The 26,913-nt window shown below is 64.7% G+C and carries 21 protein-coding genes; 6 read left to right on the top strand and 15 right to left on the bottom strand.

From position 1 onward, the window contains the following. Window positions 1-55 precede the first annotated feature (55 nt). From G7Y82_RS16420 to G7Y82_RS16405, 4 genes are read right to left on the bottom strand one after another with little or no spacing between them, the layout of a single operon-like run. Window positions 56-1,558 carry an efflux transporter outer membrane subunit gene (locus G7Y82_RS16420; protein WP_168149218.1) on the bottom strand — a complete coding sequence of 501 codons (1,503 nt, stop codon included), beginning with the start codon at window positions 1,556-1,558 and terminating at the stop codon, window positions 56-58. Between the two features lie 4 nt (window positions 1,559-1,562). Continuing rightward, the gene (locus tag G7Y82_RS16415; protein ID WP_168149217.1) at window positions 1,563-4,790 is read right to left on the bottom strand and encodes an efflux RND transporter permease subunit; all 3,228 of its coding nucleotides are present in this window, start codon (window positions 4,788-4,790) and stop codon (window positions 1,563-1,565) included. Next, complete coding sequence (locus G7Y82_RS16410) at window positions 4,787-7,885, bottom strand: efflux RND transporter permease subunit (RefSeq protein ID WP_168149287.1); 3,099 nt, start codon at window positions 7,883-7,885, stop codon at window positions 4,787-4,789. Before G7Y82_RS16410 ends, G7Y82_RS16415 begins: the two co-directional genes overlap by 4 nt. 28 nt (window positions 7,886-7,913) lie before the next feature. Then, window positions 7,914-9,218 (bottom strand): MdtA/MuxA family multidrug efflux RND transporter periplasmic adaptor subunit, encoded by a 1,305-nt coding sequence (locus G7Y82_RS16405; protein ID WP_168149216.1) that lies wholly within the window; start codon window positions 9,216-9,218, stop codon window positions 7,914-7,916. Between the two features lie 171 nt (window positions 9,219-9,389). Between G7Y82_RS16405 and G7Y82_RS16400 the strand changes: the two genes are divergently transcribed. After that, entirely contained in the window at window positions 9,390-9,725 is a 336-nt protein-coding gene (locus G7Y82_RS16400) for a DUF1820 family protein (RefSeq protein ID WP_168149215.1), read from the top strand. A gap of 374 nt (window positions 9,726-10,099) precedes the next feature. After that, window positions 10,100-10,864 carry an MBL fold metallo-hydrolase gene (locus G7Y82_RS16395; RefSeq protein WP_168149214.1) on the top strand — a complete coding sequence of 255 codons (765 nt, stop codon included), beginning with the start codon at window positions 10,100-10,102 and terminating at the stop codon, window positions 10,862-10,864. Window positions 10,865-10,917: 53 nt separating this feature from the next. Here the strand turns inward: G7Y82_RS16395 and gph are convergent, their stop codons facing one another. After that, entirely contained in the window at window positions 10,918-11,760 is an 843-nt protein-coding gene (gene gph / locus G7Y82_RS16390) for a phosphoglycolate phosphatase (protein WP_366515689.1), read from the bottom strand. On the opposite strand from gph, the gene purL reads away from it, so the two are divergent. Then, window positions 11,686-15,555 carry a phosphoribosylformylglycinamidine synthase gene (gene purL, locus G7Y82_RS16385; RefSeq protein WP_168149286.1) on the top strand — a complete coding sequence of 1,290 codons (3,870 nt, stop codon included), beginning with the start codon at window positions 11,686-11,688 and terminating at the stop codon, window positions 15,553-15,555. The genes gph and purL overlap by 75 nt on opposite strands. A gap of 9 nt (window positions 15,556-15,564) precedes the next feature. Here purL and G7Y82_RS16380 read toward each other — a convergent pair whose 3' ends face one another. Next, window positions 15,565-15,948 carry a DUF805 domain-containing protein gene (locus G7Y82_RS16380; protein ID WP_168149212.1) on the bottom strand — a complete coding sequence of 128 codons (384 nt, stop codon included), beginning with the start codon at window positions 15,946-15,948 and terminating at the stop codon, window positions 15,565-15,567. 272 nt (window positions 15,949-16,220) lie between these two features. On the opposite strand from G7Y82_RS16380, the gene G7Y82_RS16375 reads away from it, so the two are divergent. From G7Y82_RS16375 to G7Y82_RS16365, 3 genes are read left to right on the top strand one after another with little or no spacing between them, the layout of a single operon-like run. Then, window positions 16,221-16,628 (top strand): thrombospondin type 3 repeat-containing protein, encoded by a 408-nt coding sequence (locus tag G7Y82_RS16375; RefSeq protein ID WP_168149211.1) that lies wholly within the window; start codon window positions 16,221-16,223, stop codon window positions 16,626-16,628. 32 nt (window positions 16,629-16,660) lie between these two features. Next, window positions 16,661-18,652: an IPT/TIG domain-containing protein gene (locus G7Y82_RS16370; RefSeq protein ID WP_168149210.1), complete on the top strand. Its 1,992-nt coding sequence runs from the start codon at window positions 16,661-16,663 to the stop codon at window positions 18,650-18,652. Beyond that, a complete protein-coding gene (locus G7Y82_RS16365) occupies window positions 18,652-19,755 on the top strand; it encodes a hypothetical protein (protein WP_168149209.1) in 1,104 nt (367 codons plus the stop codon). Before G7Y82_RS16370 ends, G7Y82_RS16365 begins: the two co-directional genes overlap by 1 nt. 376 nt (window positions 19,756-20,131) lie before the next feature. Here G7Y82_RS16365 and G7Y82_RS16360 read toward each other — a convergent pair whose 3' ends face one another. The 9 genes from G7Y82_RS16360 to G7Y82_RS16320 all read right to left on the bottom strand — a co-directional run bounded on the left by G7Y82_RS16360 (window position 20,132) and on the right by G7Y82_RS16320 (window position 26,855). After that, window positions 20,132-20,536 (bottom strand): gamma-glutamylcyclotransferase family protein, encoded by a 405-nt coding sequence (locus G7Y82_RS16360; RefSeq protein WP_168149208.1) that lies wholly within the window; start codon window positions 20,534-20,536, stop codon window positions 20,132-20,134. 22 nt (window positions 20,537-20,558) lie between these two features. Further along, on the bottom strand, window positions 20,559-22,220 hold the full coding sequence (gene acpA / locus G7Y82_RS16355; protein ID WP_206370777.1) for an acid phosphatase: 1,662 nt from the start codon (window positions 22,218-22,220) through the stop codon (window positions 20,559-20,561). Window positions 22,221-22,294: 74 nt separating this feature from the next. After that, complete coding sequence (locus tag G7Y82_RS16350) at window positions 22,295-22,852, bottom strand: TetR/AcrR family transcriptional regulator (protein WP_168149207.1); 558 nt, start codon at window positions 22,850-22,852, stop codon at window positions 22,295-22,297. A gap of 145 nt (window positions 22,853-22,997) precedes the next feature. Continuing rightward, a complete protein-coding gene (locus tag G7Y82_RS16345; RefSeq protein ID WP_168149206.1) occupies window positions 22,998-23,726 on the bottom strand; it encodes an MlaA family lipoprotein in 729 nt (242 codons plus the stop codon). Window positions 23,727-23,749: 23 nt separating this feature from the next. Next, window positions 23,750-24,007: an STAS domain-containing protein gene (locus G7Y82_RS16340; RefSeq protein WP_168149205.1), complete on the bottom strand. Its 258-nt coding sequence runs from the start codon at window positions 24,005-24,007 to the stop codon at window positions 23,750-23,752. Continuing rightward, window positions 24,007-24,669 (bottom strand): MlaC/ttg2D family ABC transporter substrate-binding protein, encoded by a 663-nt coding sequence (locus tag G7Y82_RS16335; RefSeq protein ID WP_168149204.1) that lies wholly within the window; start codon window positions 24,667-24,669, stop codon window positions 24,007-24,009. Before G7Y82_RS16335 ends, G7Y82_RS16340 begins: the two co-directional genes overlap by 1 nt. A gap of 34 nt (window positions 24,670-24,703) precedes the next feature. Continuing rightward, window positions 24,704-25,228, bottom strand: coding sequence for an outer membrane lipid asymmetry maintenance protein MlaD (mlaD, locus tag G7Y82_RS16330; RefSeq protein WP_206370775.1), 525 nt, complete (start codon window positions 25,226-25,228; stop codon window positions 24,704-24,706). 23 nt (window positions 25,229-25,251) lie between these two features. Beyond that, window positions 25,252-26,022: a lipid asymmetry maintenance ABC transporter permease subunit MlaE gene (gene mlaE / locus G7Y82_RS16325; protein WP_168149203.1), complete on the bottom strand. Its 771-nt coding sequence runs from the start codon at window positions 26,020-26,022 to the stop codon at window positions 25,252-25,254. Continuing rightward, window positions 26,019-26,855, bottom strand: coding sequence for an ABC transporter ATP-binding protein (locus G7Y82_RS16320; protein ID WP_168149202.1), 837 nt, complete (start codon window positions 26,853-26,855; stop codon window positions 26,019-26,021). The genes mlaE and G7Y82_RS16320 overlap by 4 nt, the downstream gene beginning before the upstream one ends. Window positions 26,856-26,913 lie beyond the last annotated feature (58 nt).

Below are 26,913 nucleotides of genomic sequence, written 5' to 3'. Positions count from 1 at the left end.
AACCCCTGGCCGGATCGCCGGTTCGCGGCGGCGAGCCGGCGACGCCAAGGCGGGATCAGCCCTGCGCTTTGGTCGCGTTCATCTGCGGGGTGTCGCCGGCCTGCCAGCCGCCGCCCAAGGCCTGAATCAGCGCCACCGCCGTCGTTTGCCGGCTCAGCGCCACTTGTACCAGCGAGCGTCGGGCGCTGAGCGCCGATGCCTGGGCTGTCACGACGTCGCTGTAGGCGACCTGGCCGGCGCGGTACTGGTTGAGCAGGACGCGCTCGTTTTCATCCGCAGCAGTCGAGGCCTGCTGTCGCAGCGCATACTGCTTTTCGAGGGCGCGCGTTGCTGACAGGTTGTCCTCGACGTCCTGAAACGCCTCCAGCGTCGTTTCGCGATAGCTTGCGACCGCCTGGTCATAGGCGGCGCGCGCGGCATCGATGGCGCCTCGGCGTGCGCCGAAGTCGATCAGCGTCTCTGCAGCGGACGCGCCGAGCGACCACAGTGCTGATGAAGCATCGAACAACTTGTGCAAGGACGACGACGACGTGCCGTAAGACGCGCTCAGTGTCAGGCTCGGAAACCAGGCGGCCTGCTGGATGCCGACCGTGGCATTGGCGGCCGCGACGTTGCGCTCCGCGGCGGCGATGTCCGGGCGGCGCTGCAGCAGCGTCGAGGGCAGACCGACCGGCACGTTCGGCACCGTGCCGTTCCAGTCGGCCGGGGCCAGCGAGAAGTCGGACGGCGCCTTGCCGAGCAGCACCGCGATCGCGTGCTCGTACTGGGCGCGCGTGTTGCGCATGGCTTCGAGTTCGGCCTGCGTGCTGTACAGCGTGCTCTGTGCGCTGAGCACATCGCTCTTGGGCGCGACACCAACCTTGTAGCGGTTCTGGGTGATCTCCAGCGCGCGTTGATAGCCGTCGACGGTCTTTTCGAGCAAGGCGATCTCGGCGTCGGCCTCGCGCAGCGACAGATAGTCGGTGACCAGCTCGCCACGCGCCGACAGCGTCGCCGCCTGCAGATCGGCGGCGCTGGCTGACAGGGTCGCGTTGGCGTTCTCGATGCCACGCCGCAGCACCCCCCAGATATCCGGCTCCCAGCTGGCGCCGATGTCGGTCTGGTAGGTGTTGCGCACGCGGCTGCTGCCGCTGCTCGTGACCGACGTGCCGCCGGTGCTGACGACGGTGCTGCTGCCGGATGACTTGGTGCCGGAGCGGGTGGCGCCGGCGCTCAGATCGATGGTCGGGAAAATCGCCGCACGTTCCTCGCGGACGGTGGCGCGCGCCTGTGCGTACGACGCGACGGCAGCGGCGACGTTCTGGTTCGAGACCTCAACCTGCGCGACGAACTGATCCAGCTGAGGATCGTTGAACAGCGTCCACCACGGTGCGCGACTCAGCGCGTCGGCCGGCGCCGCCGGCAGCCAGTCGCCGCCGGCCTCCTTGAAACGGTCGTGGGTGACGGGGACGTCCGGGCGATGGTAGTCGGGACCGACGGCGCAGCCGGTGAGCAGGACCAGGGTGGCGCCAGCGGTGGCGCCCAGCAATCGGGAATACGGATGACGCGGCCGGTTCATGGCTTTAGGTCCCTTGCGATTCAATGACAGCGGCGCGGCTGAGTACATGCTCGTCGTCGCGCTTGCGGCGCAGTCGGTCGAGATAGACGTAGACGACCGGCGTCGTCAGCAGTGTGAGAATCTGGCTGGCGATCAGCCCGCCGATGATGGCGACGCCCAGCGGCTGGCGCAGCTCGGAGCCTTCGCCGAGGCCGATCGCCAGCGGCAGCGCACCGAGCGCAGCGGCCATCGTCGTCATCAGGATCGGACGGAAGCGCTTGAGGCAGGCCTCGCGCACGGCTTCGGTGGCGGAGACGCCGCGCGAGCGCTGCTCTTCGAGCGCGAAGTCGATGATCATGATCGCGTTCTTCTTGACGATGCCGATCAGCAGGAATACGGCGATCAGCGCGATCAGCGAGAAGTCCATGTGGAAGATCAGCAGCGCGAGCACGGCGCCGACACCGGCCGAGGGCAGCGTCGACAGCGCGGTCAACGGGTGCACATAGCTTTCGTACAGCACGCCGAGCACCAGATAGACCACGACCAGCGCCAGGACAATCAGCATCGGCTGCTGACCCTGCGACTTCTGCGCTTCCTGGGCCAGGCCGGCAAAGCTGCCGGCCACCGAGGTCGGCATGCCGATGTCGGCTTCGGCCTGTGCAACGGCCGCTTCGGCATCGGACATCGCGGCACCGTCGGCGAGGTTGAACGAGATCGTCGCCGCGATCGCCGCGTCCTGATGGCTGATCGACGTGGCTGCCGAGCGCTCAGTGAAATGCGCGATCGCCGACAGCGGCACCATCGACGCCGTGTCGGTGACCAGCACCGAACCGGTCGACGCATCGCGCAGTGACGGATCGGCGGAATCCTCCTTGCTGCTGCTCGACGAACTACTCGAACTGCTGTCGCTGTCACTGGTCGAGCTGTTGCTGGCGGGCACGTAGATGTCGTCGAGCGCCTTCACCGACTGTGCATAGCGCGGCGCGACTTCGAGGATCACGCTGTACTGATTGAGATCCTCATAGATCGTCGACGCCGTGCGCTGGCCGAAGGCGTTGTAGAGCGCGTTGTCGATGTCCTTGGACGTGATGCCGTAGCGTGCCGCGGCATCGTGATCGATGGTCAGGAACATCTCCAGGCCGGCATTGTCCTGATCGGTGTTGACGTCTTCGAGCACTGGCGAGAGCTTGAGCTGATCGGCGAGTTTGGTCGTCCACGTCTGCAACTCGGCCAGGTCATCGCCCTTGAGCGTGTACTGATAAGTGGCGTTCGACTCACGCGCGCCCATGCGCAGATCCTGTACTGGCGACAGGAACGCGGTCAGGCCGGTGATCTTGGCCAATTGCGGGCGCAGTCTTGCGATGACCGCCTGGCCGCCGTCCTTGCGCTGCGACTTGGGCTTGAGCTGCACCATCAGAAAGCCGCCGCCGGCGCGCGAGCCGCCGGTGAACCCGACCACCGAGTCGACCGCCGGGTCGGCGTGAATGATGTTGACGATCTGCGTCAGCTTCTTGCCCATGGCCTGGAACGAGATGCTCTGATCGGCCTGCAGGCCGCCCATGATCGTGCCGGAGTCCTGACGCGGGAAGAATCCCTTCGGGACCGCGATATAGAGCCAGACGTTGAGCACAATGACAAAGAGCAGCGACAGCAGCACGATCAGCTTCGCCGACAGTGCCCAGTCGAGGCTGCGCTCGTAGCCGCGCAGCATCTTGTTGAAGCCGCTTTCGAATGCGCGCGCGATACGGCCGGGTGGTTTGCTGCCGGCGTCGCCGGGGCCGCGCAGCAGCATCGCGCAGAGCATCGGCGTGGTCGTCAGCGAGATCACCAGCGAGATGACGACGGCGGCCGACAAGGTGACGGCGAACTCGCGGAACAAGCGGCCGGCCTGGCCGCCGAGGAACAGCAGGGGAATGAAGACGGCAACCAGCGAGGCGCTGATCGCCAGCACCGTGAAGCCGACCTCGCGCGCGCCAAGCAATGCGGCCTGCACGCGATTCATGCCGGCTTCGAGGTGGCGGCTGGTGTTTTCGAGCACGACTACGGCGTCATCGACGACAAAGCCGGTGGCGATCGTCAGCGCCATCAACGACAGATTGTTGAGTGAGAAACCGAGCGCGTACATCACGCCGAACGTGCCGAGCAGCGACACCACGGTGGCGATCGCCGGCACGATGGTCGCGCGCAGGTTGCGCAGGAATGCACTGACGACCAGCACCACCAGCAGCACCGAGATCAGCAGCGTGACTTCGATCTCGTGCAGCGACGAGCGAATCGACGTCGTGCGGTCGCTGACGATCTGCAGCTTGATGTCACTCGGCAACTCGGCCTGCAGCAACGGGACCTGTGCGCGGACCTGATCGACGGTGGCAATGACGTTGGCGCCGGGTTTCTTGCGCAGCAGTACGATGACCGCCGGGCTGCCGTTGTACAGGCCCAGGGTGCGAATGTCCTGCGGTCCGCTCTCGACGTAGGCGACATCGCCGAGGCGGATCGGCGCGTTGTTGCGCCATGCGACGACGAGACGCTTGTACGACTCGATGTCGCGGCCGGTGGTGGCCGTGTAGATCTGGTAGTGACGACCATTGCCCTCGAGCGCGCCTTTCGGGCGATTGGCGTTGGCGGCCTCGATCGCGGCGCGGATGTCGTCCAGGCTGATGCCGTAGTGATTCAGCTGGTACGGAATGACGTCGACGCGGACCGCCGGCAGCGAGCCGCCACCGATCTCGACGTCACCGACGCCGTCGACCTGTGCCAGGCGCTGCTGCACGATGTTGGAGACGGCTTCGTAGATCTGCTGCGGCGTCTTGGTTTCCGAGCTCAGCGCCAGGATCACCATCGGCGCGTCCGACGGGTTGGCCTTGCGATAGCTGGGATTGCTGCGCAGCGACGCCGGCAGATCGGCACGCGAGGCGTTGATCGCGGCCTGGACCTCGCGCGCGGCGGCGTCGATGTTCCGGTTCAGATCGAACTGCATCATGATCCGCGTCGAGCCGCTGGAGCTGCGCGACGTCAGTTCGTTGACCCCGGAGATGACGCCGAGGCGCCGTTCCAGCGGCGTCGCGACGCTGGTCGCCATGGTCTCCGGACTCGCGCCCGACAGCGAGGCGCTGACCATCACCACTGGAAAATCGACGTCTGGCAGCGGCGCGACCGGCAACGCAAAGAAACCGCCGATGCCGGCGAGCGCGATGCCGATCGTCAGCAACACCGTGCCGATCGGACGTCTGACGAAGGGCGCCGAGAGATTCATGCGGGATCCGGCGCGGCCGCGCTTGCGGGTGCCGGCACTTCGTCGTCCGGCCGGCCGGCCAGGCGCTCGAACATCAGGAAGATCACCGGCGTCGTGAACAGCGTCAGCAGCTGGCTGACCAGCAGGCCGCCGAAGATCGCCAGGCCCAGCGGCTGGCGCAGCTCATGGCCGTCGCCGACGCCGATCATCAGCGGGATGGCCGCGAACATGGCGGCCAGCGTCGTCATCAGGATCGGGCGGAAGCGCAGCAAGGCCGCCTGATGAATCGCCGCGCGCGGCGACAGGCCCTCGTTGCGCTGCGCGTCGAGCGCGAAGTCGATCATCATGATCGCGTTCTTCTTGACGATGCCGATCAGCAGGATGATGCCGATGATGCCGATCACGTCGAGATCGTGGCCGGTGATCAGCAACGCCAGCAGCGCGCCAACGCCGGCCGACGGCAGGGTCGACAGGATCGTCAGCGGATGAATGTAGCTCTCATAGAGCACGCCGAGCACGATGTAGACGCAGACCACCGCGGCGAGGATCAGCCACAGCTCATTGGCCAGCGACGACTCATAGGCGTTGGCGGCGCCGAGGAAACTCATCGTCACGCTGTTCGGCAGCTCGATCTTCTTCGCCGTGGCGCGAATCGCGTCGACGGCGCTGCCCAGCGAAACCCCGGGCGCGGTATCGAAGTTGACAGTGGCGGCCGGGAACTGCGCGACGTGGGTGATCTGCAGCGGTGCCTGTTCCTCCTGGACCTTGGCGAAGGCCGACAGTGGCGTGGCGCCGCCGCTGCCCTGTAGATGCAGCAGGTTGAGATTCTTCGGCGTCGTCAGCAGATCGGGCTTGGCTTCGAGAATCACGCGGTACTGATTGGTCTGCGTGAAGATCGTCGAAACAATGCGCTGGCCGAACGCGCTGTACAGCGCGTCGTCGAGGTCGGAGGCCGTGATCGACAGGCGTGAGGCCGTGTCGCGATCGAGGTTGACGAAGGCAGCCGGTCCGGTGGCGCCGGCGTCGGTGATGACGTTGCGCACCTTGGGTTCATTCTGCAGTGCGGCGGCGAGTTGCTGCGCCGCGCCGTCGACGATCTTGGTGTCGGAGCCTTCGATCGACAGCCGGTACTGCGTCGGCCCGGTTTCGGCATCGATGGTCAGATCCTGCGTCGGCTGCAGATACAGCTGCATGCCGGCGACCTTGGCCACACGATCCTGCAGGCGCTGCATGATCTCGTCCTGCGAGCCGCTGCGGTCGCGCTTGAGATTGATCAGCATGTGGCCGGTGTGCAGCATCGTATTGTTCGAGCCGTCGACGCCGATGAACGAGCTGAGGTTGTCGACCGCCGGATCGGCGAGGATTTCCTGGGCCGCCTGCTGCTGCAACTCCGCCATCCGCGCGTACGACACGGAGTCTGCGGCCTGCGTGCGCGCCTGTAGCTGGCCGGTGTCCTGAGTCGGGAACAATCCCTTGGGCATGATCACGTAGAGCAGCGCTGTGACCAGGAATGTTGCCAGTGCGACCAGCAGCGTCAGGCGCTGGCGGGCCAGCACCCACAGCAGGCCACGGTCGTATTGCGCGATGACCTTGTCGAACAGCGCCTGCACGCGCGCGCCGAGTCCCTGCATGCCGCTGTCGTGGTGCAGCCAGCGGCCCGAGAGCATCGGCACCAGCGTCAGTGACACGACCGCGGAGATCAGGATGGTCAGCGCCAGCGTTACCGCGAATTCGCGGAACAGGCGGCCGATCACGTCACCCATGAACAGCAGCGGGATCAGCACCGCGATCAGCGACACCGTCAGCGAGATGATGGTGAAGCCGATCTGCTGCGCGCCCTTGAGCGCCGCGACCATCGGCCGTTCGCCTTTCTCGATATGGCGCGAGATGTTTTCGATCGTCACGATCGCGTCGTCGACGACGAAGCCGCTGGCGATGGTCAGCGCCATCAGCGACAGATTGTTGAGGCTGTAGCCGAGCAGATACATCGCGCCGCAGGAGCCGATCAGCGAGATCGGCACCGCGAGGCTGGCGATCACCGTCGCCTGCACGCTGTGCAGGAAGAAGAAGATCACCAGCACCACCATCAACACCGCCAGCACCAGCTCGAACTGCACGTGCTCGACCGACGCGCGAATGCCGAGCGTGCGATCGGCCAGCACGTTCAGCGACACTGCGGCTGGCAGCTGTGCTTCGAGGCCGGGCAGGCGGGCCTTGATCGCGTCGACGGTCTTGATGACGTTGGCGCCGGGCTGGCGCTGGACGTTGAGAATGATCGCCGGCTTGGCATCTGCCCACGCGCCGAGCTTCACGTTCTCGGCCGCCTCGACGATGTTGGCGACGTCGGACAGCCGCACCGGGGCGCCATTTTTGTAGGTGACGATCAGGTTCTTGTAATCGTCGACGTTCACCAGCTGATCGTTGGCGTTGATCGTGAACGCCTGGCTCGGGCCGTCGAAGCTGCCCTTGGCGCCGTTGGCGTTGGCGTTGGTGATCGCCGTGCGCACGTCGCTGATGGTGATGCCGTACGACGCCAGCGCCTGGGTGTCGACCTGGATGCGCATCGATGGCCGCTGGCCGCCGCTGAGCGTGACCAGGCCGACGCCGTCGACCTGGCTGATCTTCAGCGCCAGGCGCGTGTTGACCAGGTTCTGCACCTCGGTCAGCGGCATGGTGTCCGAGGTGATCGCCAGCGTCAGGATCGGCGCGTCGGCCGGGTTGACCTTGGCATAGACCGGTGGCGCCGGCAGATCGGACGGCAGCAGCGCATTGCTCTCGTTGATCGCCGCCTGCACCTCCTGCTCAGCCACATCGAGCGCGATGCCGAGCGTGAACTGCAGGGTGATCGTCGACGCGCCGGCGGCGCTGATCGACGTCATGCGCTGCAGACCGGCCATCTCGCCGAGGTTGCGCTCCAGCGGCGCGGTGACGGTCTGGCTCATGACCTCCGGGCTGCCGCCCGGGTACTGGGTCTGGACCTGGATCGTCGGATAGTCGACCTGCGGCAGCGCGGCGATCGGCAGGAAACGAAGGCCAAGCAGGCCGGCCAGCACGATCGCTGTCATGAACAGCGTCGTGGCGACCGGTCGCTGGATGAACGGACGCGAGGGATTCATCGCCATGTCGGGCTCGGATCGGTCGGCGTTACGGTCCCGGCGGCGGGCCGCCCGGACCGCCAGGGCCTGCACTGCCTGGACGATGCCGGCGCTTGGGCTTGCGCTCCGATGCGGCCTTTTCCTCGGTGGCCTTCTTCTCCGCCGCTTCGGCCGGTAACTGCACCGAAGCGCCATCCTTGAGGCGGTCACCACCTTCGGTGACGACCTGCTCACCGACCTTCAGGCCTTTGGTGATCTGTATGGCGTCGTCGGTCTGCTGGCCGCGCGTGACCTTGCGCACGCTGACCGTGTGATCGTCGTTGACGATGTAGACGAAGTCGCCGTCGGCGCCATTGCGGACTGCCGTCTGCGGTACGACGATGGCATCCTTGATCGTGTCCAGCTGCAGGCGCAGATTGACGAACTGGCTCGGGAACAAGGCTTCGTCATCGTTGGCGAAGCGGGCCTTGGCCTTGACCGTGCCGGTGGTCGTGTCGACCTGGTTGTCGAGTGTCAGGAACGTGCCGCTGGCCAGGGTCTTGGTCCGCGTGCGGTCCAGCGCCACGGCCGGCAGCTTCGCGTCATGCGAGTGCGCCAGCACGTCAGCGACCTGATCCTGCGGCACGCTGAATTCGACGTCGATCGGCTTGACCTGGGTGATGACGACGATGCCGGTCGAGCTGCCGGCCGCAATGTAGTTGCCCGGATCGACGACGCGCAGGCCGACGCGGCCGGCGACCGGCGCCGTGATGCGGCTGTACGTGAGGTCCAGCGCCGCCGACTCGACCGCCGCCTTGTCGGCGGCCACCGTGCCCTGCAACTGCTTGACCGTCGCCGCCTGCGTGTCGACGTCTTGCTGGGCGATCGAGTCTTGCGAGATCAGCGTCTGGTAACGTTCATACTGCTTCTGTGCGACCGCCAGCTGTGCCTGGGCGTTGGCCAGCGTGCCCTTGGCCTGGTCGAGCGTCGCCTGAAACGGACGCGGGTCGATCTGTGCGAGCAGCTCGCCTTTCTTGACCAACTGGCCTTCGGTGAAGGCGATCTTGTCGATCACGCCGGAGACCTGCGGGATGACCGTGACCGTTGCCGGCGACGTCACCGTGCCCAGCGCTTCGAGGTCAACCGGGATGTCCGCGGTCTTGACCGTCGCCACGCCGACCGTCGAGGCCGGCATGCGCCGGCCGCCACCGAAGCCCGTCGCGCTGCTCGAGCTGCCGCGGTGGACCAGATACCAGGCCAGCGCCGCCAGCAACAGCAGGCCGATCACGACGACCGCCGTGCCGATCAGCTTCTGGCGGCGGCCGACCGGGCGCAGCGTATGGGAGACGGGTCCGCCGGAGGGCGTGTTTTCCATCGTGTCTGTCCTTCTGTACGACTCAATAGGGGCGCGGGCAGGCCGCGTCCCGGTTCGGGGCCTGCGGCCGGATCATAAGGGAGCCCGTGCGACAACTGCCGGGGATTTACGTTCCGATACAAAACGCTGGAAGGCTTAAAATCGGCAACGTCGCTCACCACACCGAACACCATGGCCGGCAAGCAACGTCTTTACCGCATCAGTTTCATGAATCAAGGGCAACGCTACGAGCTCTACGCCCGCGAGGTCAGTCACGGCACGATGCTCGGCTTCGTCGAAGTCGGCAAGCTCGTGTTCGGTGAAAAAACCAGTCTGCTCGTCGACACCAGCGAAGAGCGGCTCAAGCAGGAATTCGCTGATGTCGATCGTTTCTACGTGCCGGTGCACGCGATCGTGCGCATCGACGAAGTGAAGAAGGCCGGACCGGTCCGCGTCATTGACGGCGAGGGCGGTTCCAAGGTCACGCCGCTGCCGTTCTACACCTTCGGCAGCGACGGCAAGAAGTGAACGAGCAGAACAGCGGAACCGCAGATTTCGCAGAATTGAGCGCGAAATCCGATACGCAAGCGCGCTGAATCCGTGAAAAGAAATTTAATTTCCCTGCGGGAGTCGCGGTGCCGTTCGGCACGAAAGCGTCTGGCTGAAGGCCGCCCCGGATTCGTACGCATGCTCTCGTCCATTCTGCGCGAATCTGCGAAATCTGCGGTTAGAAAGGCTTTTGCGGTTGGAGCCACGCCCATGATCCGTTTCGCGATGCTGGGGCCGTGCGGGCTTTCACGGACTGCCTTGAATGGCAGTCCGTGCCGTGCGGCGGGGCGCCAGGGATGGCGGCCCTGGGGTTCAATCGGGAAGTGCAGCCTCGCCATGGATGGCAGCAAACCATGATCCGTTTCGCGATGCTGGGATCAGGCTCCAAAGGCAACGCCACGCTCATCGAGCACAACGGTACGCGCGTGCTCGTCGATTGCGGCTTTCAGCTCAAGGAGACCGAGGCGCGGCTTGCGCGGCTCGGCGTTGAGCCGGGCTCGCTGGCGGCGGTGCTGGTGACGCATGAGCACAGCGATCATCTGAGCGGCGTCGGCCGGCTGGCGCGACGGCATCGCGTGCCGGTCTACATGACCTACGGCACGCACCGCGCCTGGAACGATGCCGAGGTGCCGACGCTGGTGCGCTTTTCGCCGCATCAGCGCTTCGAGATCGGCGGCTTGGCGATCGAGCCTTATCCGGTGCCGCACGATGCCGGCGAACCCTGCCAGTATGTGATCGGCGCCGCCGGCCGACGGATCGGTATCTTGTCCGATGCTGGCCACATCTCTGCGCACATGCGGGCGACGCTGGCCGATTGCGATGCCTTGATGCTGGAGTGCAATCACGATCCGCAGATGCTGCGCGACGGGCCTTACCACGCCAGCCTCAAGCGCCGCGTTGCCGGTGATCGCGGCCATCTGGCAAACGCACAGGCTGCCGCGATGCTGCGCGACTACCTGATTTCGCGCCTGCAGCATCTGGTTCTGACCCATCTGTCCGAGACCAATAACCGGCCGGAGCTGGCGCTGGCGGCGGTACACGAGGCCGTTGGTGGCGAGCTGCCCGGCCTGCGTTGCGCGCATCAGGTCGACGGGCTCGATTGGTGCGAGGTGGTCTAGGCCACGGCGACGCTATTCGCGGTGACAGGCCCTGGGCGCGCGCCATGGCGTGCTCAGCCGCCGGTGAGTCCCAGCCGTGCCGGTAGATCCGCGAAACGGTCGATCGTGATCGGCGCTGGCGTCAGTGCCGCGAAACCTGCAGTGCCGTAGCCGTAGGTCACGCCGATGAAGCCGGTGCCGGCTGCTGCGGCCGCCAGCGCGTCGTGCGGGCCGTCGCCGATCATCACGGCACCGCCGGGCGGCAGTCCGAGCGCATCGAGCGCCGCCTGCAGTGGTTGCGGATCCGGTTTGCGCGCCGGGGTCGAGTCGCCGCCGATCACGGCGTCGAACGCGTCGGACAGTTGCAGCGCGTCGAGCACCGCTACGCTCGCCGCATACGGTTTGTTGGTGCAGATCGCGAGTTTCAGCCCCGCGCCGCGCAAGCGGGTCAGGACTTCGCGCACGCCAGGGTAGGCGCGGGTATGGACGGCGGCCGCGGCCTCGTAATCGGCCAGGAACGCCGTCAGCGCGGGGTCCAGCGTCGCCACATCCGGTGCCGCGCCGTGCGCCGCGGTCAGCGCCCGCTCGACCAGCTTGCGCGCGCCATCGCCGACCATGGCCTGTACGGCCGAGCGTTCCAGCGGCGGCCGCCCGCGACCGGCGAGCAGGCGGTTCAGCGCGGCGCGCAGATCTTCGACGCTGTCGATCAGCGTGCCGTCCAGATCGAAGACCAGCCCGCGCAGCCGACGGGCGGCGGGCAGGAAAGGGGATGTTCCGGGGGAATCGGGAGCCTCAAACATGCGAAAATGATAGTCCTCCCGTCGCCCCTGCCCGTAATGTCCCTGACGATCCTCCCCGGTGCGGAATCCCTTTCTGCGTTCCGTGCCGACCGACTGCTCGCCACACTCCGTGCCCACGCCCCGGATCTGCGCGCGTTGCGCAGCCGGGATTTCTACCTGATTGACGCCGAGAACACTGCCGAGGACGCGCTGCGGCGCCTGCTCGGGCCGGGGCCGGCGGGCTTCGAGACGGCGCAGCTGACGCTGTTCGTGGTGCCGCGCGTCGGCACCCTGTCGCCGTGGTCGAGCAAGGCCACCGACATCGCCCGCGTCTGCGGCCTGAGCGGCGTCGCCCGCATCGAGCAAGGCCGCGCTTACAGCTTCGATGGGGTGTCCGAGCTGCCGGCGGCCGCGTTGGTGGCGCTGCACGACCCGATGACCGAGTCGGTTCTGGCGAGCGTCGACGCGCTGCAGCACGTTTTCGACGGCCAGCCGCGCCGCGCGCTGCGCACCGTCGATGTGCTCGGCGGTGGTCGCGACGCGCTGGCGGCGGCCAACCGCGACTGGGGGCTGGCGCTGTCGGGCGACGAGATCGACTATCTGGTCGACTACAGCCGCGAGGCCAGCCGCAATCCGACCGACGCCGAGCTGATGATGTTCGCGCAGGTCAACAGCGAGCATTGCCGGCACAAGATCTTCAATGCCGAATTCACGGTCGACGGCGAAGCGCAGCCGCATTCGCTGTTCCAGATGATCAAGATGACCTACGCCGCCGCGCCCGAAGGCGTGCTGTCGGCGTACAAGGACAATGCCGCGGTCATCGCAGGCCATAGCGGCATGCGCTGGTTCCCGGAAGCGGACCACGTCTGGCGCGCGCACGACGAGCCGGTGCACATCCTGATGAAGGTGGAGACGCACAACCACCCGACCGGCATCTCGCCGCATCCGGGCGCCGCGACCGGTGCCGGCGGCGAGATTCGCGACGAGGCGGCGACCGGTACCGGCGGCAAGCCCAAGGCCGGTCTGGCGGGCTTTTCGGTCGCCAATCTGCGCATTCCCGACTTCGTGCAGCCCTGGGAAGCCGAGCTTTCGCGCCCGCCGCGCATGGCCAGCGCCCTGCAGATCATGCTCGACGGCCCGATCGGCGCCGCCGCCTACAACAACGAATTCGGCCGGCCGAACCTCAACGGCTATTTCCGCACCTACGAGGCAGTGGCGCCGGACGGCCGCAACCGCGGCTATCACAAGCCGATCATGATCGCCGGCGGCTACGGCAATGTCCGCGACGGCGACGTGCAGAAGCACGAGGTCGTCGAGGGCGCGAAGCTGATCGTGCTCGGCGGTCCGGCGATGCTGATCGGCCTGGGCGGCGGCGCCGCGTCGTCGATGGCGACCGGCGCGTCGAGCGCCGAGCTCGACTTTGCGTCGGTGCAGCGCGCCAACCCGGAACTGGAGCGCCGCTGCCAGGAAGTCGTCGATGCCTGTTGGGCACTCGGTGACGACAATCCGATTCTGTCGATTCACGACGTCGGCGCCGGTGGCATCTCCAATGCCCTGCCGGAACTCGTGCACAACGACGATCGCGGCGGGCGCTTCCAGTTGCGCGACGTGCAGGCCGCCGACCCGGCATTGTCGCCGATGGAAATCTGGTGCAACGAGTCGCAGGAGCGCTACGTCATCGCGATCCGTGCCGAACACGTCGAACACTTCGCTGCGCTGTGCACGCGCGAGCGCTGCCCGTACGCCGTGGTCGGTACCGCGACTGCCGAGCAGCAGCTCGTCGTCGAGGACGCGCTCGGCACGCAGCCGGCCGTCGACATGCCGATGCCGGTGCTGCTCGGCAAGCCGCCGCGCATGTCACGCAGCAGCACGCGCGCGGCCAGCGACTTCCCGGCACTCGATACGGCCGCCATCGATCTGGCCGACGCCGCGCAGCGCGTGTTGCGCCTGCCGGCGGTGGCCAGCAAATCATTCCTGATCACGATCGGCGACCGCACCGTCGGCGGCCTGACGGTGCGCGACCAGATGGTCGGCCCGTGGCAGGTGCCGGTCGCCGACTGCGCCGTCACCGCCACCGGCTTCGAGGCCATCACTGGCGAGGCGATGGCGATGGGCGAGCGTACGCCGCTGGCGCTGCTCGACGCGCCGGCGTCCGGCCGCATGGCGGTCGCCGAGGCGGTGCTGAACATCGCCGCCGCACGCATCGACAAGCTGTCGGACATTCGCCTGTCGGCGAACTGGATGGCGGCCTGCGGCCAGGGTGACGAGGACGCGCGGCTGTTCGATACGGTCAAGGCGGTCGGCGCCGAACTGTGCCCGGCGCTCGGCATCGCGATTCCGGTCGGCAAGGATTCGCTGTCGATGAAATCTGTCTGGGAGGAAGTCCGGCAGGACGGAACGGTTGAGACGCAGACGCAGATCGCGCCGCTGTCGCTGATCATCACCGCGTTCGCGCCGGTCGCCGACGTGCGTCGCTCGTTGACGCCGCAACTCAAACTCGATGCCGGCGCCACGCGGCTGGTGCTCATCGACCTCGGCGTCGGCCAGAATCGCCTCGGCGGCTCGGCCCTGGCGCAGGTCTATGGCACGGTCGGTGACATCGCCCCGGATCTCGACGAGCCGCAGCGCCTGCGCACGGCCTTTGAAAAGATCCAGGCGCTCAATGCCGACGGCAAGCTGCTCGCCTATCACGATCGCAGCGACGGCGGCCTGTTCGCGACGCTGGCGGAAATGGCCTTCGCCGGCCACTGCGGGCTGCAGATCGCGCTCGAAACGCTGAACGGTGACGCGGTGTCGGCATTGTTCAACGAAGAACTCGGTTGCGTCCTGCAGTTGCGCGAGCACGATGCGGCGACGGTGATCGCCGAGCTGCGCGAGGCCGGCCTGACGGCTGCCGACATCGGCGCGGTGACGGCCGGCGATCACCTGCGCTTCACGCACGGTGCGCAGCTTCTGTTGCAAGGTTCGCGCACCACGTGGCACCAGACCTGGGCCGAGACCAGCCATCGCATTGCCGCGCTGCGCGACAATCCGGACTGCGCGAACGCGGCGTTCGCGGCGTTGGCCGATGCCGATGATCCGGGCCTGCACGTGAAACTCACGTTCCCGCCTCCCGCCTCCCGCCTCGCGCCTCACGTCGGCCGTAGGCCGAAGGTCGCGATCCTGCGCGAGCAGGGCGTCAACGGTCAGTACGAAATGGCGTATGCATTTGCCGCCGCCGGCTTCGAGGCCGTCGACGTGCACATGAGCGATGTCCTCGAAGGCCGCGTGAAGCTGGCCGACTTCGCCGGTCTCGCGGCCTGCGGCGGCTTCTCGTATGGCGACGTGCTCGGTGCCGGTCAGGGCTGGGCCAAGACCATCTTGTTCAACGATCGCGGTCGTCAGGAATTCGCCGATTTCCTCGTCAGTCCGGAACGCTTCGCACTCGGCGTCTGCAACGGCTGCCAGATGTTCGCGGCGCTCAAGGACATCGTGCCGGGTGCCGAACACTGGCCGGCGTTCCGCCGCAATCGCAGTGAACAGTTCGAAGCGCGCTGGGCGCAGGTCGAGCTGCTCGAATCGCCGTCGGTGTTCTTCGCCGGCATGGCCGGCAGTCGTCTGCCGATCGCCGTTGCCCACGGCGAGGGTCGCGCCGAGTTCGCGGCGCCGTCAGATCTGATCGCGCTGCAGGCGGCTGGTCAGAACGCGATGCGCTACGTGACCACGCGCGGCGATGTCGCCACGCAGTATCCGGCCAATCCCAACGGTTCGCCGCAGGGCATCGCCTCGGTTTGCAACGCCGACGGCCGCGTGACGATTCTGATGCCGCATCCGGAACGCACCGTCGCCGGCACGTCCGGCTCCTGGTGGCCGCAGGACTACGCGGCAAGCGGCGGCTTGGGCAAGACGCCGTGGTTCCAGATGTTCGTCAATGCGCGCAAGTTCGTGCGCTGAACGGCGCCGTCAGCCGCTCACCACCGTTGCTGGTGCCTTGGGGTTGGCGCCGTAGGCGTTGTCGCCGGCCTCGCTGTCCTGCACGAAGAACACCAGCAGGATGATGCTGCCGACGATCGGGATCAGGCCGATCAGGAACCACCAGCCGCTGCGGCCCGTGTCATGCAGACGGCGCACGCTGACCGCGATCGACGGAATCAGCATCGCCAGTGCGAACAGTCCGCTGAGCAGGCCGAAACCGTCTTCTAGACTGAACGTGCCGGTGACGCCGTCGACGATCGCCAGCGCCAGATAGATCAGCGTGTAGAAGAGAATGAAATACCAGTATTCGGCGCGCTGCGAGCGGCCGGAGAATTGCGCGTACTTCTTCAGCGCGGTGATGAACCAGTCCATTTTACTGCCCCCGTTGACGATGGAAATCGGGTTTCGTGACTTATCGTCGCCGCGAAGGCCCGAAACTTTCAATGGATGCCAGCCGATGTGCCGATGAGCAACTACGCATGCCAGCTGCTTAACGTTTTCTCGGCTTGATACATGGATCATTCTCCGAGTCGCCGGAGGGCTGCCTATCGTCTGTCGGTGAATATACGCCGCTCATCGATTTTGCATGGAACTTTGCTGCCCATCATCTCAGCTTGAAATGCGTTCTTGTCAGGGAGGACGCCATGTTTCACAAATATGCCCCTACATTGGTAGTGGTTCTGGCTTTGGCAGCGTGCGCGGGCGATAACGAAGATCAAAACAAGCAGGCTGCAGTAAAGACGATACAAGTTCCCGTGCAGTTGAAGGATGTTCCTGAAAGTCTGCGTCGAGCGATCCGCCCGCTAAGCGCGAAAGCGGCTGATGATGCGGATGGCGACGGGGTCGTGGATGCTCAGGATGCCTTCCCGGAAGACCCATCTGAATTTCTCGACAGTAATGGCAATGGCGTCGGCAACTTCGCGGATGCCGACGAAGATGGAGATGGCGTCCCTGATGTGCAGGATGCTTTTCCGCTGGATACCGCAAGAAGTGTGGAAGTCGTTGTGGAAGAAGTGGAGCCGAAGAGGATTCGGCCGCGGCAACGTCCGTAGAGATGTCATGGCCGGTAACCCTTCATGGAGTATTGAATAACCCCGACGACGTCGACGTATTCCGCAGCCCGGCCGTTCCAACTGCTGCTGCGAGTTCCTTATGGGTGCTGAGCTATCTTGCAGATGGCCATTCGAATGTCGAATTGTCGCTGACGGATGTGGATGGAAAATCGACGATCGGCGTGCTGGGAATACAGAAGCCGGCCGGTCCTGCGGAAGCCTTGTCATATCACTATGCGCTGCCTGGCGTCATCGTTTATGCATCGGACGTCCCCGGGTATGTGTTCATCAGGCCGTCGGCAGATGCCACTTATCCTCAAAGCTACACAGTCCGAATTTTTTCGGACGCGGATGGCGACGTCGTTCCCGATGATCTGGAGACGGCTTTGGGGATGTCAGCATCCCTGAAAGATACGGATGCGGACAGCGTGCCAGATGTTGCCGAGCTTTCAATGTTCCTTTCTGGTGCCTCGACGATTTTCGATCATGATGGAGACGGCACTCCGGATTGGCTTGATCAGGATGCCGATGGCGACGGAATTTCGGACGGAGTTGAAGCGGAGCGCGACTCTGACGAAGACGGCACTCCTGATTTCATGGATTCCGACTCCGACGGAAACGGCATTCCGGATAGTGTAGAACGCGGTGACTCCGCTGCGGGCCTAGCGGACAATGACGCCGACTACATGCCTGACTACCGCGACCTGGACGACGACGGTGACCTGCTCTTCGATATCCACGACGCGGACAGAGTGGTTCCGATCATCGCTTTCTCGGCGGCATCGTCGGTTGAACCCTACATCGCGCAAGCCGGCATGCTCGACACGAACGGAAATTTTGTGTCCGGCATTGCGCGCCAGGGCGGAACGGTGGTTCTCAAGGGGGCACATTTCGATCGTTTTGGCACTTCGGCGGTGCTCGTGGCAGCCGATAACCTCGGCCACGTCAATCTTGACCGCAGCTTTGTCGAGAACATCGTCGTCGCGCTAGCGGATGATCAGACGACAGCGACACTTTCAAGCGACCACGCGGGTTCCACCAACTTGTTCTTAAGCGATGGCTCCGTCTCGTCCAACATATTGGGGCTCACGATGATTGCGGCGGACGCGCCCATCGTCAGCGAAATTTCCGCGGTGCGGTCGGGATCATCAACCGTTTTAACGATCAGAGGCGATCATTTCTCGAGTCAGACGACAGTCGCGGTGAACGGATCGGAGGTCTCGTCGGTGACACTGCAGGACTCGACAACGCTCGTTGTCACAGTGCCCGCGGTGTTGGCTGGCGGGACCGTGAGTGTTGCAAACGATTCGATCGCCGGAAACACGATGGATTTCATCGCCACAGCTGACAGTTCGATTACTGTGGAGCTCCCGCCAGGTTCTCCGATTTTGACATCGCAGATCAGCGTCATATCGAGCAGCAGCACAGCATCATCGGTCGATTCGCAAGGGAATGCCGCTATCACAGTCACTGGCGGCTGTGACTATGTCATAGCGAGTGCGGCGGCCGACGGTGACGATACCCTGTACTTGGCGGCGCTCGTTTCGGAAGATGATGCGGCGCCGGCCATGAACTCGCTCACCACGGCGACGGCATTGGCGACGATGCCGCTGGTCAGCTTCGGTGGCCTATCAATCAGCGATGCATGCGAAAGACGTGACGAGATCGGGGCACTGTCGGCGGTTATGACGCTCCGGGACTTGCTCTCGACATCGCTCGCTGACGAGGGCGTGCTACCTGATTTTACGGTAGCGGCAAACCAGGCCGTTCTGTCGAATGCCGTGGCTGCAGTTAGTGATGTGTCTCCGGCATCCGGGACGTCTTCGACCAAAAGGCGTGAAAAGGCGCTCCAGACGAAGAGCGATGCTGCAGCCGGTCCGACGATTACCCCTTCTGAGCAATATGACGTTTCCGTGTATCCGCTGCAGTCTGACGGCAAGCTCACCGGGGATGTAGGCATCAGCAACGATACGCAGGCCTGGTATTCAGTGCGAATTGTCGATGCCGATTCAGGAAAGTGCTAATGGAACCGGCCACAAGCTGGCATGATCCAAGATTGATCTCGTCGCAGACCGGCTTATTGAGTCTCTACCCAGGGCCATATAGCGCTAACAAGGCAGAGGGCATGCATCAGCCTCGCTTTCACAATGCGCATATCGACCTCGTCAAGACGATCAACGGTCCGAGCGGAAATGTTGCATTTGACTACGCAGTCGATGCGGAGCCGGCCCAATACGCAGCGACGCGCACAATTATTTCCCAGTTGATGATCCCCTGGTTCTCGTCGCTTCTGGGTTTGCCGAAGCACGTAATTTACGACGCGGTCGTTGCTGGGCTTTATTATTATCCGGCCACGTTGACGGCAGTCTACGATCAAATTGGAACGGGCGACTATCTCGGCGCTGCAACTACAATTGCACAGCAGTTTCGAGACGACTTGGCTTCCCGCGGGCCGATTTTCAACATTCTTGCAGATGCCGCAGCTAACTTAGCTATTGTTCGCCGTTTGATGGTGAAGCGCATGGTTCCCTATCTCAACGTCGCGATAGTCGTTGCCGATGTGACGAGTGTTGTTTCCGACACATCGAAAACCCTGGATGATCTGGCAACGATTCCTTCGAAGATGCGTTTCGACGTTGAGTGGGAGATGCACGTTGAAGACATCGTTCCGGACGGTGATACGGACTCACTGTTGTGGCTGCTATCCGGATCGGCGATGCGAATGGAGGGAAGCGGCTTTTTCCCCGCGCCCGCGCTGGAAGACGGCAGCACGGCGCTGCGGGTACATATCCAGAACTCGACCGGTCCGGAAGAGTATCTCACGCCTTTTGCGGTCGATCCGGATGGAACGTCGATCAAGTTCCTTGGGAGTGACGAAGTTATCGGCGGCATCGGCAGTTATGCGCCGGGAGATTCGATGGACATCACGGCAACCCGCGTCGCTACAACGGAAGAGCCCGACCCTCCGGAATCGAACGCCATGCATTACGTCTGGAAGGAAGTATCGGGTTCATGCGATGCCGGAAGTAACGTTTCGTCCGTTACTGTCGTCGGTTGGGAATATTTCTATTCGTCCCAGTCCATGGAAGATGATCTGGCGGACACCTTGGATGGGATGTGTAATTGATATGAGGGGGATCATGGACAAAGAACCCAGTCCGAAGCCGATAAAGCGACGGCAGCTGTGGATCGTCGGCTGCGGGACCGTCGTGTTGTTCAGTTTGGGAGTTTATCACCTCGTGACGGGCGCTTGCGTGTCTAGGGGAGGGACGACTGGGCAGTGCTATAACGGAAACGGCCATTTTGCCGGACTTTACTTTCTCGGCTTCTCCCTGTTGACCGGCTACGCTTGGTTCAGCGGATTGAGAGAGCGTCGACGGCAGCGCAGAGCGCAGGCGGCGGAAGCAGGCCAGCGCTGATGCGACTGATGTATGCCTGGTTGGCGTTGCGGGCCGCCGCTGCGGCGCGGCCCGAAGAATGACGGTTGCTATCAAGGGGCCGTATCACGGCGTCGTCGCGGCATAGTCTCCGCAGATGATCCGTCGCCGTTCGTGCGTGGGGCGATGGTAGAGATAGATACAGGCTTGCACATGGCCGCCATCTTCGACCGCGACCGTTCGCTGCGCCCGAACGTACTCGTGCGGCGTCGGGAATCGCGCCGAGTATTCCTCGTACTCGTCGAGCACGGCGAACAGCGCCACAGCGTCGCGAATGCGATAGAGCTCGCCGTGCACGCGCTCGTTGGCGTCGTCCGAATCGACGGCGCCCGGATAGCCGTCGACCTCGTACAGCCGGCCCTGTATCGTGCCGGGCCCGACGAACTCGGCGTGCGCGACCAGCTCCTCGTGCTCGGGACGCCGGCAGCACCGACGCAAGGTGCCGTAGACGAACAGATAGGGCGTGCGCACGGATCGACGTCTGCTCCGGGCGCTAGCGCAGCGCCAGCGTGTCGGTCAGATCGCCGGGCGCGGGACCACCGGCGGCCAGCATCGCGCGTTCGCGTTCGATCAGGCCCGGCAGTTTTTCGAGGCCGAAGCGGCGGGTGATGAAGCGCGCGATCGAGCCGGTGTCGTAAATCGTGTGATCGACGTGATCGCGCTTGGCGAGCGGCGAGACCACCAGCGCCGGTACGCGCGTGCCCGGTCCCCAGCGATCGCCCTTGGGCGGCGCGACGTGATCCCACCAGCCGCCGTTTTCGTCGAACGTGACGACGATCAGCATCTTCTCCCACTGCGGGCTGTTGCGCAGTGTGTCGACGACGGTCGCGATGTGGCGATCACCGGCGTCGATGTCGGAGTAGCCCGCGTGCATGTTGAGATTGCCCTGCGGCTTGTAATAGCTGACCGCGGGCAGGCGGCCGGCCACGGCGTCGGCGAGGAAGTGGTTGGTACGCGGGGTCTCGCCTTCGCCGCCGTCGCGCAGGTGCTGGGCGCGGGCATTGCTGCCCGGCGCGAACTGCTCGAAGTAATTCAGCGGCTGGTGATGCGGCTGGAAGTTCGGGCGTGTCGGGAAGTCGCCATTGGTGCCGTGGCCGGACATTGCGGCGCCCCAGCCGCCGGCGTACCACGCCCAGTCGACCTTGCGCCGCGTCAACAGGTCGCCGATCGTCTGATGGCGTTGCGGCACCAACGTGCGCGCATTGGTCCAGTCCGAATAGCCGGGGCGCGAGGCATCGAGCTCATAGGTCGGCGCGTACGGCGGCATCATCGTGTTGACCGCCCAGAAATCGGGCGTGAGGCTGCTCGGCACGAACTTCGGCGGACCATCAAGGGCGCTGGCCGGCGACGAGGGCTGCAACTTCAGGCGGATGCCGGTCGGATCCGTGCCTTCGACCTCGGCGATACGTTTCTTGGCCGGACTGCGATCGGCGTTCGGATAGAACGGCGGCCGCGCCGTGACCAGATACTGATGATTCAGGAACGAGCCGCCGAAGGCGCCCATGAAGAAGTTGTCGCACAGCGTGAACTCGCGTGCGAGCTGCCAGATGCGCAGGTTGGCGCGGGTGTCGGCGTAATGGCCCATGACCAGCGCACCGCTGTCCCCCCAGGCGGCGAAGTGATCATTGCGGCCGCCGTTGATCTGCAGCTGATTCTGGTAGAAGGCGTGAATCAGATCGCGCGTCACGACGCCGTGCGGCAGCGGATCGCCGTCGGCCGTGCTGAGCGCGAACGGCGCGTTCTTCAGGGGTGGCAGATCGTTCTCGCCGATCTGGAATGGGCGATGCTCGACGATCTGCTGGTTCGGTACTAGACCGCCCCAGATTTTCGGTAGCTGGGGCAGCAACTGCCCGTCGCGATCGCGCTGCGCGCCGCGCTCCGGCGGCAGTGCCGACAGCGGCGACTGCAGTCCCGGGAAATTCGCGAACAGATTATTGAAGCTGCGATTCTCGGCGAAGATCACGACGACGGTGTCGATCGTGGCCCGCAGCGCGGCATCGAGGGTCTGTGTTTCTGCCGTTGGCGGCGTTCCGGCGCTGGCATCGGCACTGATGCCGATCGATGCGGCGCCAATGGCGGCGCCGATGCCGCCGAGCAGGCGGCGGCGCTCAGGGCTTTCGGGGTGCTCGGGAGATGCAGCAGGCTTGTCGCTCACGATGGTTCGGACTCAGCGGGGGTATCTGATCGCGACATTGTGTAGCAACAAGCGTGACAAGGGCGGCGATGTCTTCAGCTTTGCCGGGCGACGTCGAGGATCTCGTCGGACAGCGCGCTCGGGCGCACGCTGCGCGCCAGCAGCAGGGCGCCCACCATCGTCGCCACGGTCTGGATCGCCGTGCGCCGCCGCTCGGTGTCCGAGCCTTCGGAGATTGCGGCGACGAGTTCGATCATCGACTCGATCCGCGTTTCGAACGCGCGTCGGGTCTTGGCGTCCTGACGCGAGACGTCGGCGCCCAGTGCGACGATCGCGCAGCCGCGTTCGGCGCGGTCGCGATGTTGCGTGCTCAGATAGCGGGCGATCACGGCTTCGCGCTCATGTCCGGGTTCGGCAGTCTCGATGGCCTTGCGCAGCGCATCCAGGGTTTGCTCGGACGCTCGGGCCAGCGATTCGGCGAACAGGGCGTCCTTGGATTTGAAGTGGGCGTAAAACCCGCCGTGCGTGAGTCCTGCGGCTTTCATCAGATCGGCAACGCCGATGCCGTCGACGCCATGTTTGCGAAACTCCGCCGCCGCGGTTTCGAGAATGCGCTGGCGCGTTTCTTCCTTGTGCTGGGTGGCGTAGCGCATGGCGTCTCTCTGTATGTGATGATGATCATCATCATATCGCGACCGGGACGCAATGTGAGCTTGGTCGAGGCATTTGCAAAAACGCCGCCGCATCCTGCCAGGATGCGGCGGCGTCGGGCGGGGGTAGCCGGTGGCGCGCAGCGCCTTATTCGTCCGGCAGCTCGGGCTCCATCAGCTTCTCCGGCGGATTGCCGTCGTAAACCTGGTTCAGGCGGCGCTGCAAGTAAGCCGTGCGCAGGAAGACGTAGGGGTCGAGCTGCTGCTGCAGGATGCTGTCGAAGTCGAGCAGCTGCGAGCGGGTGTCGACAGCCTGCACGGCGGCGATGCCGACGCGCTCCGGGATCGTCAGGTCCGTGTACTGCAGCGGCTCCGTCCAGTTGTCGCCAACGCGACCGACCAGATCGCGATTGGTCGACGGGCCGAAGAACGGCAGCATGATGTACCAGCCCTCACCGACACCCCATTTGCCGAGTGTCTGGCCGAGGTCTTCGTCGTGCTTCTGCAGGCCGACCATCGACGCCGGGTCGAGCAGGCCGGCAAGGCCGAAGGTGGTGTTCATCAGAAACCGCGTGAGGTCCAGGCCCGACTGCTTGAACTTGGCCTGCAGCGCGTCGTTGATGATGACCGACGGATAGAACAGATTGTCGAAGAAGTTGCTGAGACCGGTGCGGACCGGTTTCGGCGTGTAGTCGACGTAGGTGACGGTTACCGGCCGCAGCACGTACTTGTCGGCGACCATGTTGAACGCGTAAATCTTGCGATTCATCGGTTCGAGCGGGTCGGACGGCTCGTACGGCGAGTTGTGTGCGCAACCGGCCAGCACCGCCAGCATCAGGCTGGCGGCGATGGTTGGCGGCAGTTTCCCGAATTTCATGCGTGCTTGCTCCCTGGGCGCGCTCAGGCCGCGAGATCCAGCACGTCGGCGATACCGAAGAAGTCGGTCAGGTCACGTAATTGCTGGGGCGCGTTGACGAGGCGCAGCGTGTTCCCCTTGCTGAGGGCGCGCCGGCGCAATTCAAGCAGCAGGGCCGCGCCGGCGCTGTCACAGTGCGTGACGCCCGCCAGATCAAGCGTTGCGGCGCCGGCCAGCTCGTCGGCGCGCGCGAAGTACGGCATGACCGTCGCGAAGTGCAGCGGGCCCTGCAGGCCGTTCATCAGTTCTTGCCCGCGCCGGCCGGCGTCACGTCGGCGGCCTGAATCTGCCCGCTGTTGAGACGCTTGATGACGTCTTCGATGCTGCTCTTCTTGATCTCGGCATCGATCTGCGTGCGGAAGTTCAGCACCAGCGAGATGTTCTCGGCCTTGATGTCCCAGACCTTCCACTGGCCGTCGCTCATGCGCATCGAGAACGTCACCGGAATCGGCGGATTGCCGTCCTTGCGGACGATGGTGGTGTCGACGCTGGCGCGCTTGCCGCCGTCGTCGATGCGTGCCGGTTTCACCTGAATGTCGACGCTGTCGTAGTACTGCAGCAGCTTGTCGGCATAGCTGTGAACCAGCATGTCCTTGAAAGCGTTTTCGAACTGCGAGATCTGTTCAGGCGAGGCCTGGCGCAGATGTGAGCCGAGGATCACCTTGGCGATGTAGGTCGTGTCGAAGTGCGGCACGATCTTGGTGTCGACCATCTTGTAGAACGCCGACTTGTCGCTCTGGTACTTGGCGTGGTTCTGATCGATGTCGGCGCGAATGCCGTTGACGGTGCTCTTGATCACCGCGTCCGGCGTATCGGCCGCATGCGCGGCACCGACGAAGCCGATCGCCGCGACCAGCGCAACGAACAGGCGGGAGATCCGGTGGGTGGGGGAAGTCGTCATCATCATGATGCTCCTTTGTGTGGCGCCTGACGGCGCGCTATTTCTTGGACTGCAGCGAGTCGGCGAGTTTGCCGATCGCGTCGGCGAGCTTGTCGTCCTTCGACGAGCCGTTCTGCGACGCGAGGAACTGGCCGATCAGGTTTTCGAGGACCAGGGCGCTCTGCGTCAGCGTGATTTCACTGCCATTCTTCAGGTAATCGTCCATGCCGCCCGGTTCGATGCCGATGTACTGCTCGCCGAGCAGGCCGGCGGTCAGGATCTTGGCGCTCGAGTCCTCGGGAATCTTGCTGTACTGGTCCGAGATATCCATCGTGACCTTGGCCTGGAAGCTCGACGGGTCGATGCTGATGTCGCGGACACGGCCGATGGCCACGCCGGCCAACGAGACCTTGGCGCCAGCCTTCAAGCCGCCGATGTTCTGGAACTCGGCGCTGACGCGATAGGTCTTGTCGCCGCCGCCGACACTGTCGAGGCTGGCGACGCGGAACGTCAGCACGAACACCGCGGCGACGCCGAGGCAGACGAAAAAGCCGACAAGAATTTCCAAGGCTCTGGATTGCATGATCGTTCTCTAGCCCGCTGCAATTAACGGAACATGAATGCGGTAAGGATGAAGTCGAGTGCCAGAATGCTCAGCGACGAGACGACGACGGTCGACGTCGTCGCACGCGACACGCCCTCCGACGTCGGCGGCGCGGTGTAACCCTGGTAGACGGCGATCCAGCTGACGACGGCACCGAACACCAGACTTTTGATCAGCGCCTGCAGCAGGTCGTGCAGGTCGACATTGGCGCGAATCTGCGTCCAGTAGCTGCCGGCGTCGACATGCAGCAGGCCGACGCCGATGGCATGGCCGCCGGCGACGCCGATCGCCATCACGCAGAAGATCGCGGTCAGCAGCGGCATGGCGATGACGCCGGCGATGAAACGCGGCGCGATGACGTAGCGCATCGGATTGACGGCCATCATCTCCATCGCCGACAGCTGGTCGGTGGCGCGCATCAGGCCGATCTCCGCGGCCAGCGCCGAGCCGGCACGGCCGGCGAACAGCAGCGCCGTCACCACCGGGCCGAGCTCGCGGATGATCGACAGGGCGACCAGCACGCCGAGCGAGCTGGCGGCACCGAACTGCACGAGCGTGTGATAGCCCTGCAGCGACAGCACCATGCCGATGAACATGCCGGAGATGACGATGATGATCAGCGACAGCACGCCGATCATGTAGAGCTGGCGCACGATCAGCGCCGGCCGCAGCAGCGACGGTAGTACGGCGCGCAGCACGGACAGCAGAAAGAACTGCGCCTGGCCGAGGCCGGACAGGAAGTTCGACAGTACGGTCAGAACGCCGCCTCTCATGCGCGCTCCATCAAATCGTCGGCGAGCGATTTCGCCCGGTAGTGGAAGGCGACCGGGCCGTCGGGCCGGCCTTTCAGGAACTGCTGGACGTATTCGGACGGTGATGCGCGAATCTCGTCCGGCGCCCCGCGTGCCAGGACCTGACCGCCGGCGATGACATAGGCATGGTCGGCAATCGACAGCACTTCATCGACGTCATGCGAAACGATCACCGACGTGATGCCCAGCGAGCGGTTCAGCGACTGAATCAAACGCATCAGCACGCCCATGCTGATCGGGTCCTGGCCGGTGAACGGTTCGTCGTACATCACCATTTCCGGATCGAGGGCGATGGCGCGGGCCAGTGCCACGCGCCGCGACATGCCACCGGACAGTTCTTCCGGGTACAGATCACGGGCACCGCGCAAACCGACCGCTTCCAGCTTCATCAGCACGATGTCGCGAATCGCCGCTTCCGGCAGCTTGGTGTGCTCGCGCAGCGGGAAGGCGACGTTCTCGAACACCGACAGATCGGTCAGCAGCGCGCCGTTCTGGAACAGCAGGCTCATGCGCTTGCGCAGCGTGTACAGTCCGTCGAGGCTTTGCTGATGGACGTTGATGCCATCGAATTCGATCGCGCCGTCGGCTGGCCGCCACTGGCCGCCGATGATGCGCAGCAACGTGGTCTTGCCGGTGCCGGACGGTCCCATGATTGCGGTGATCTTGCCGCGCGGGATGTCGACGTCGATGCCGTCGTAGATCTTGCGTGCGCCCCGGCTGAAATGCAGACCACGGACGCGCACCAAGGTGGCGCTGTCGGCCGCGGGGGCGGACGTCGTGCGGGCTTCGCTCATCTGGATGGGCCTTCTTCTGTGAAGGAGCGGGGGCTAGGCATGGAACTCCAATCGGCCG

This window comes from Solimonas marina, assembly GCF_012241385.1.
Lineage (GTDB): Bacteria > Pseudomonadota > Gammaproteobacteria > Nevskiales > Nevskiaceae > Solimonas > Solimonas marina.
This window is presented reverse-complemented; position numbering and strand designations above follow the sequence as displayed.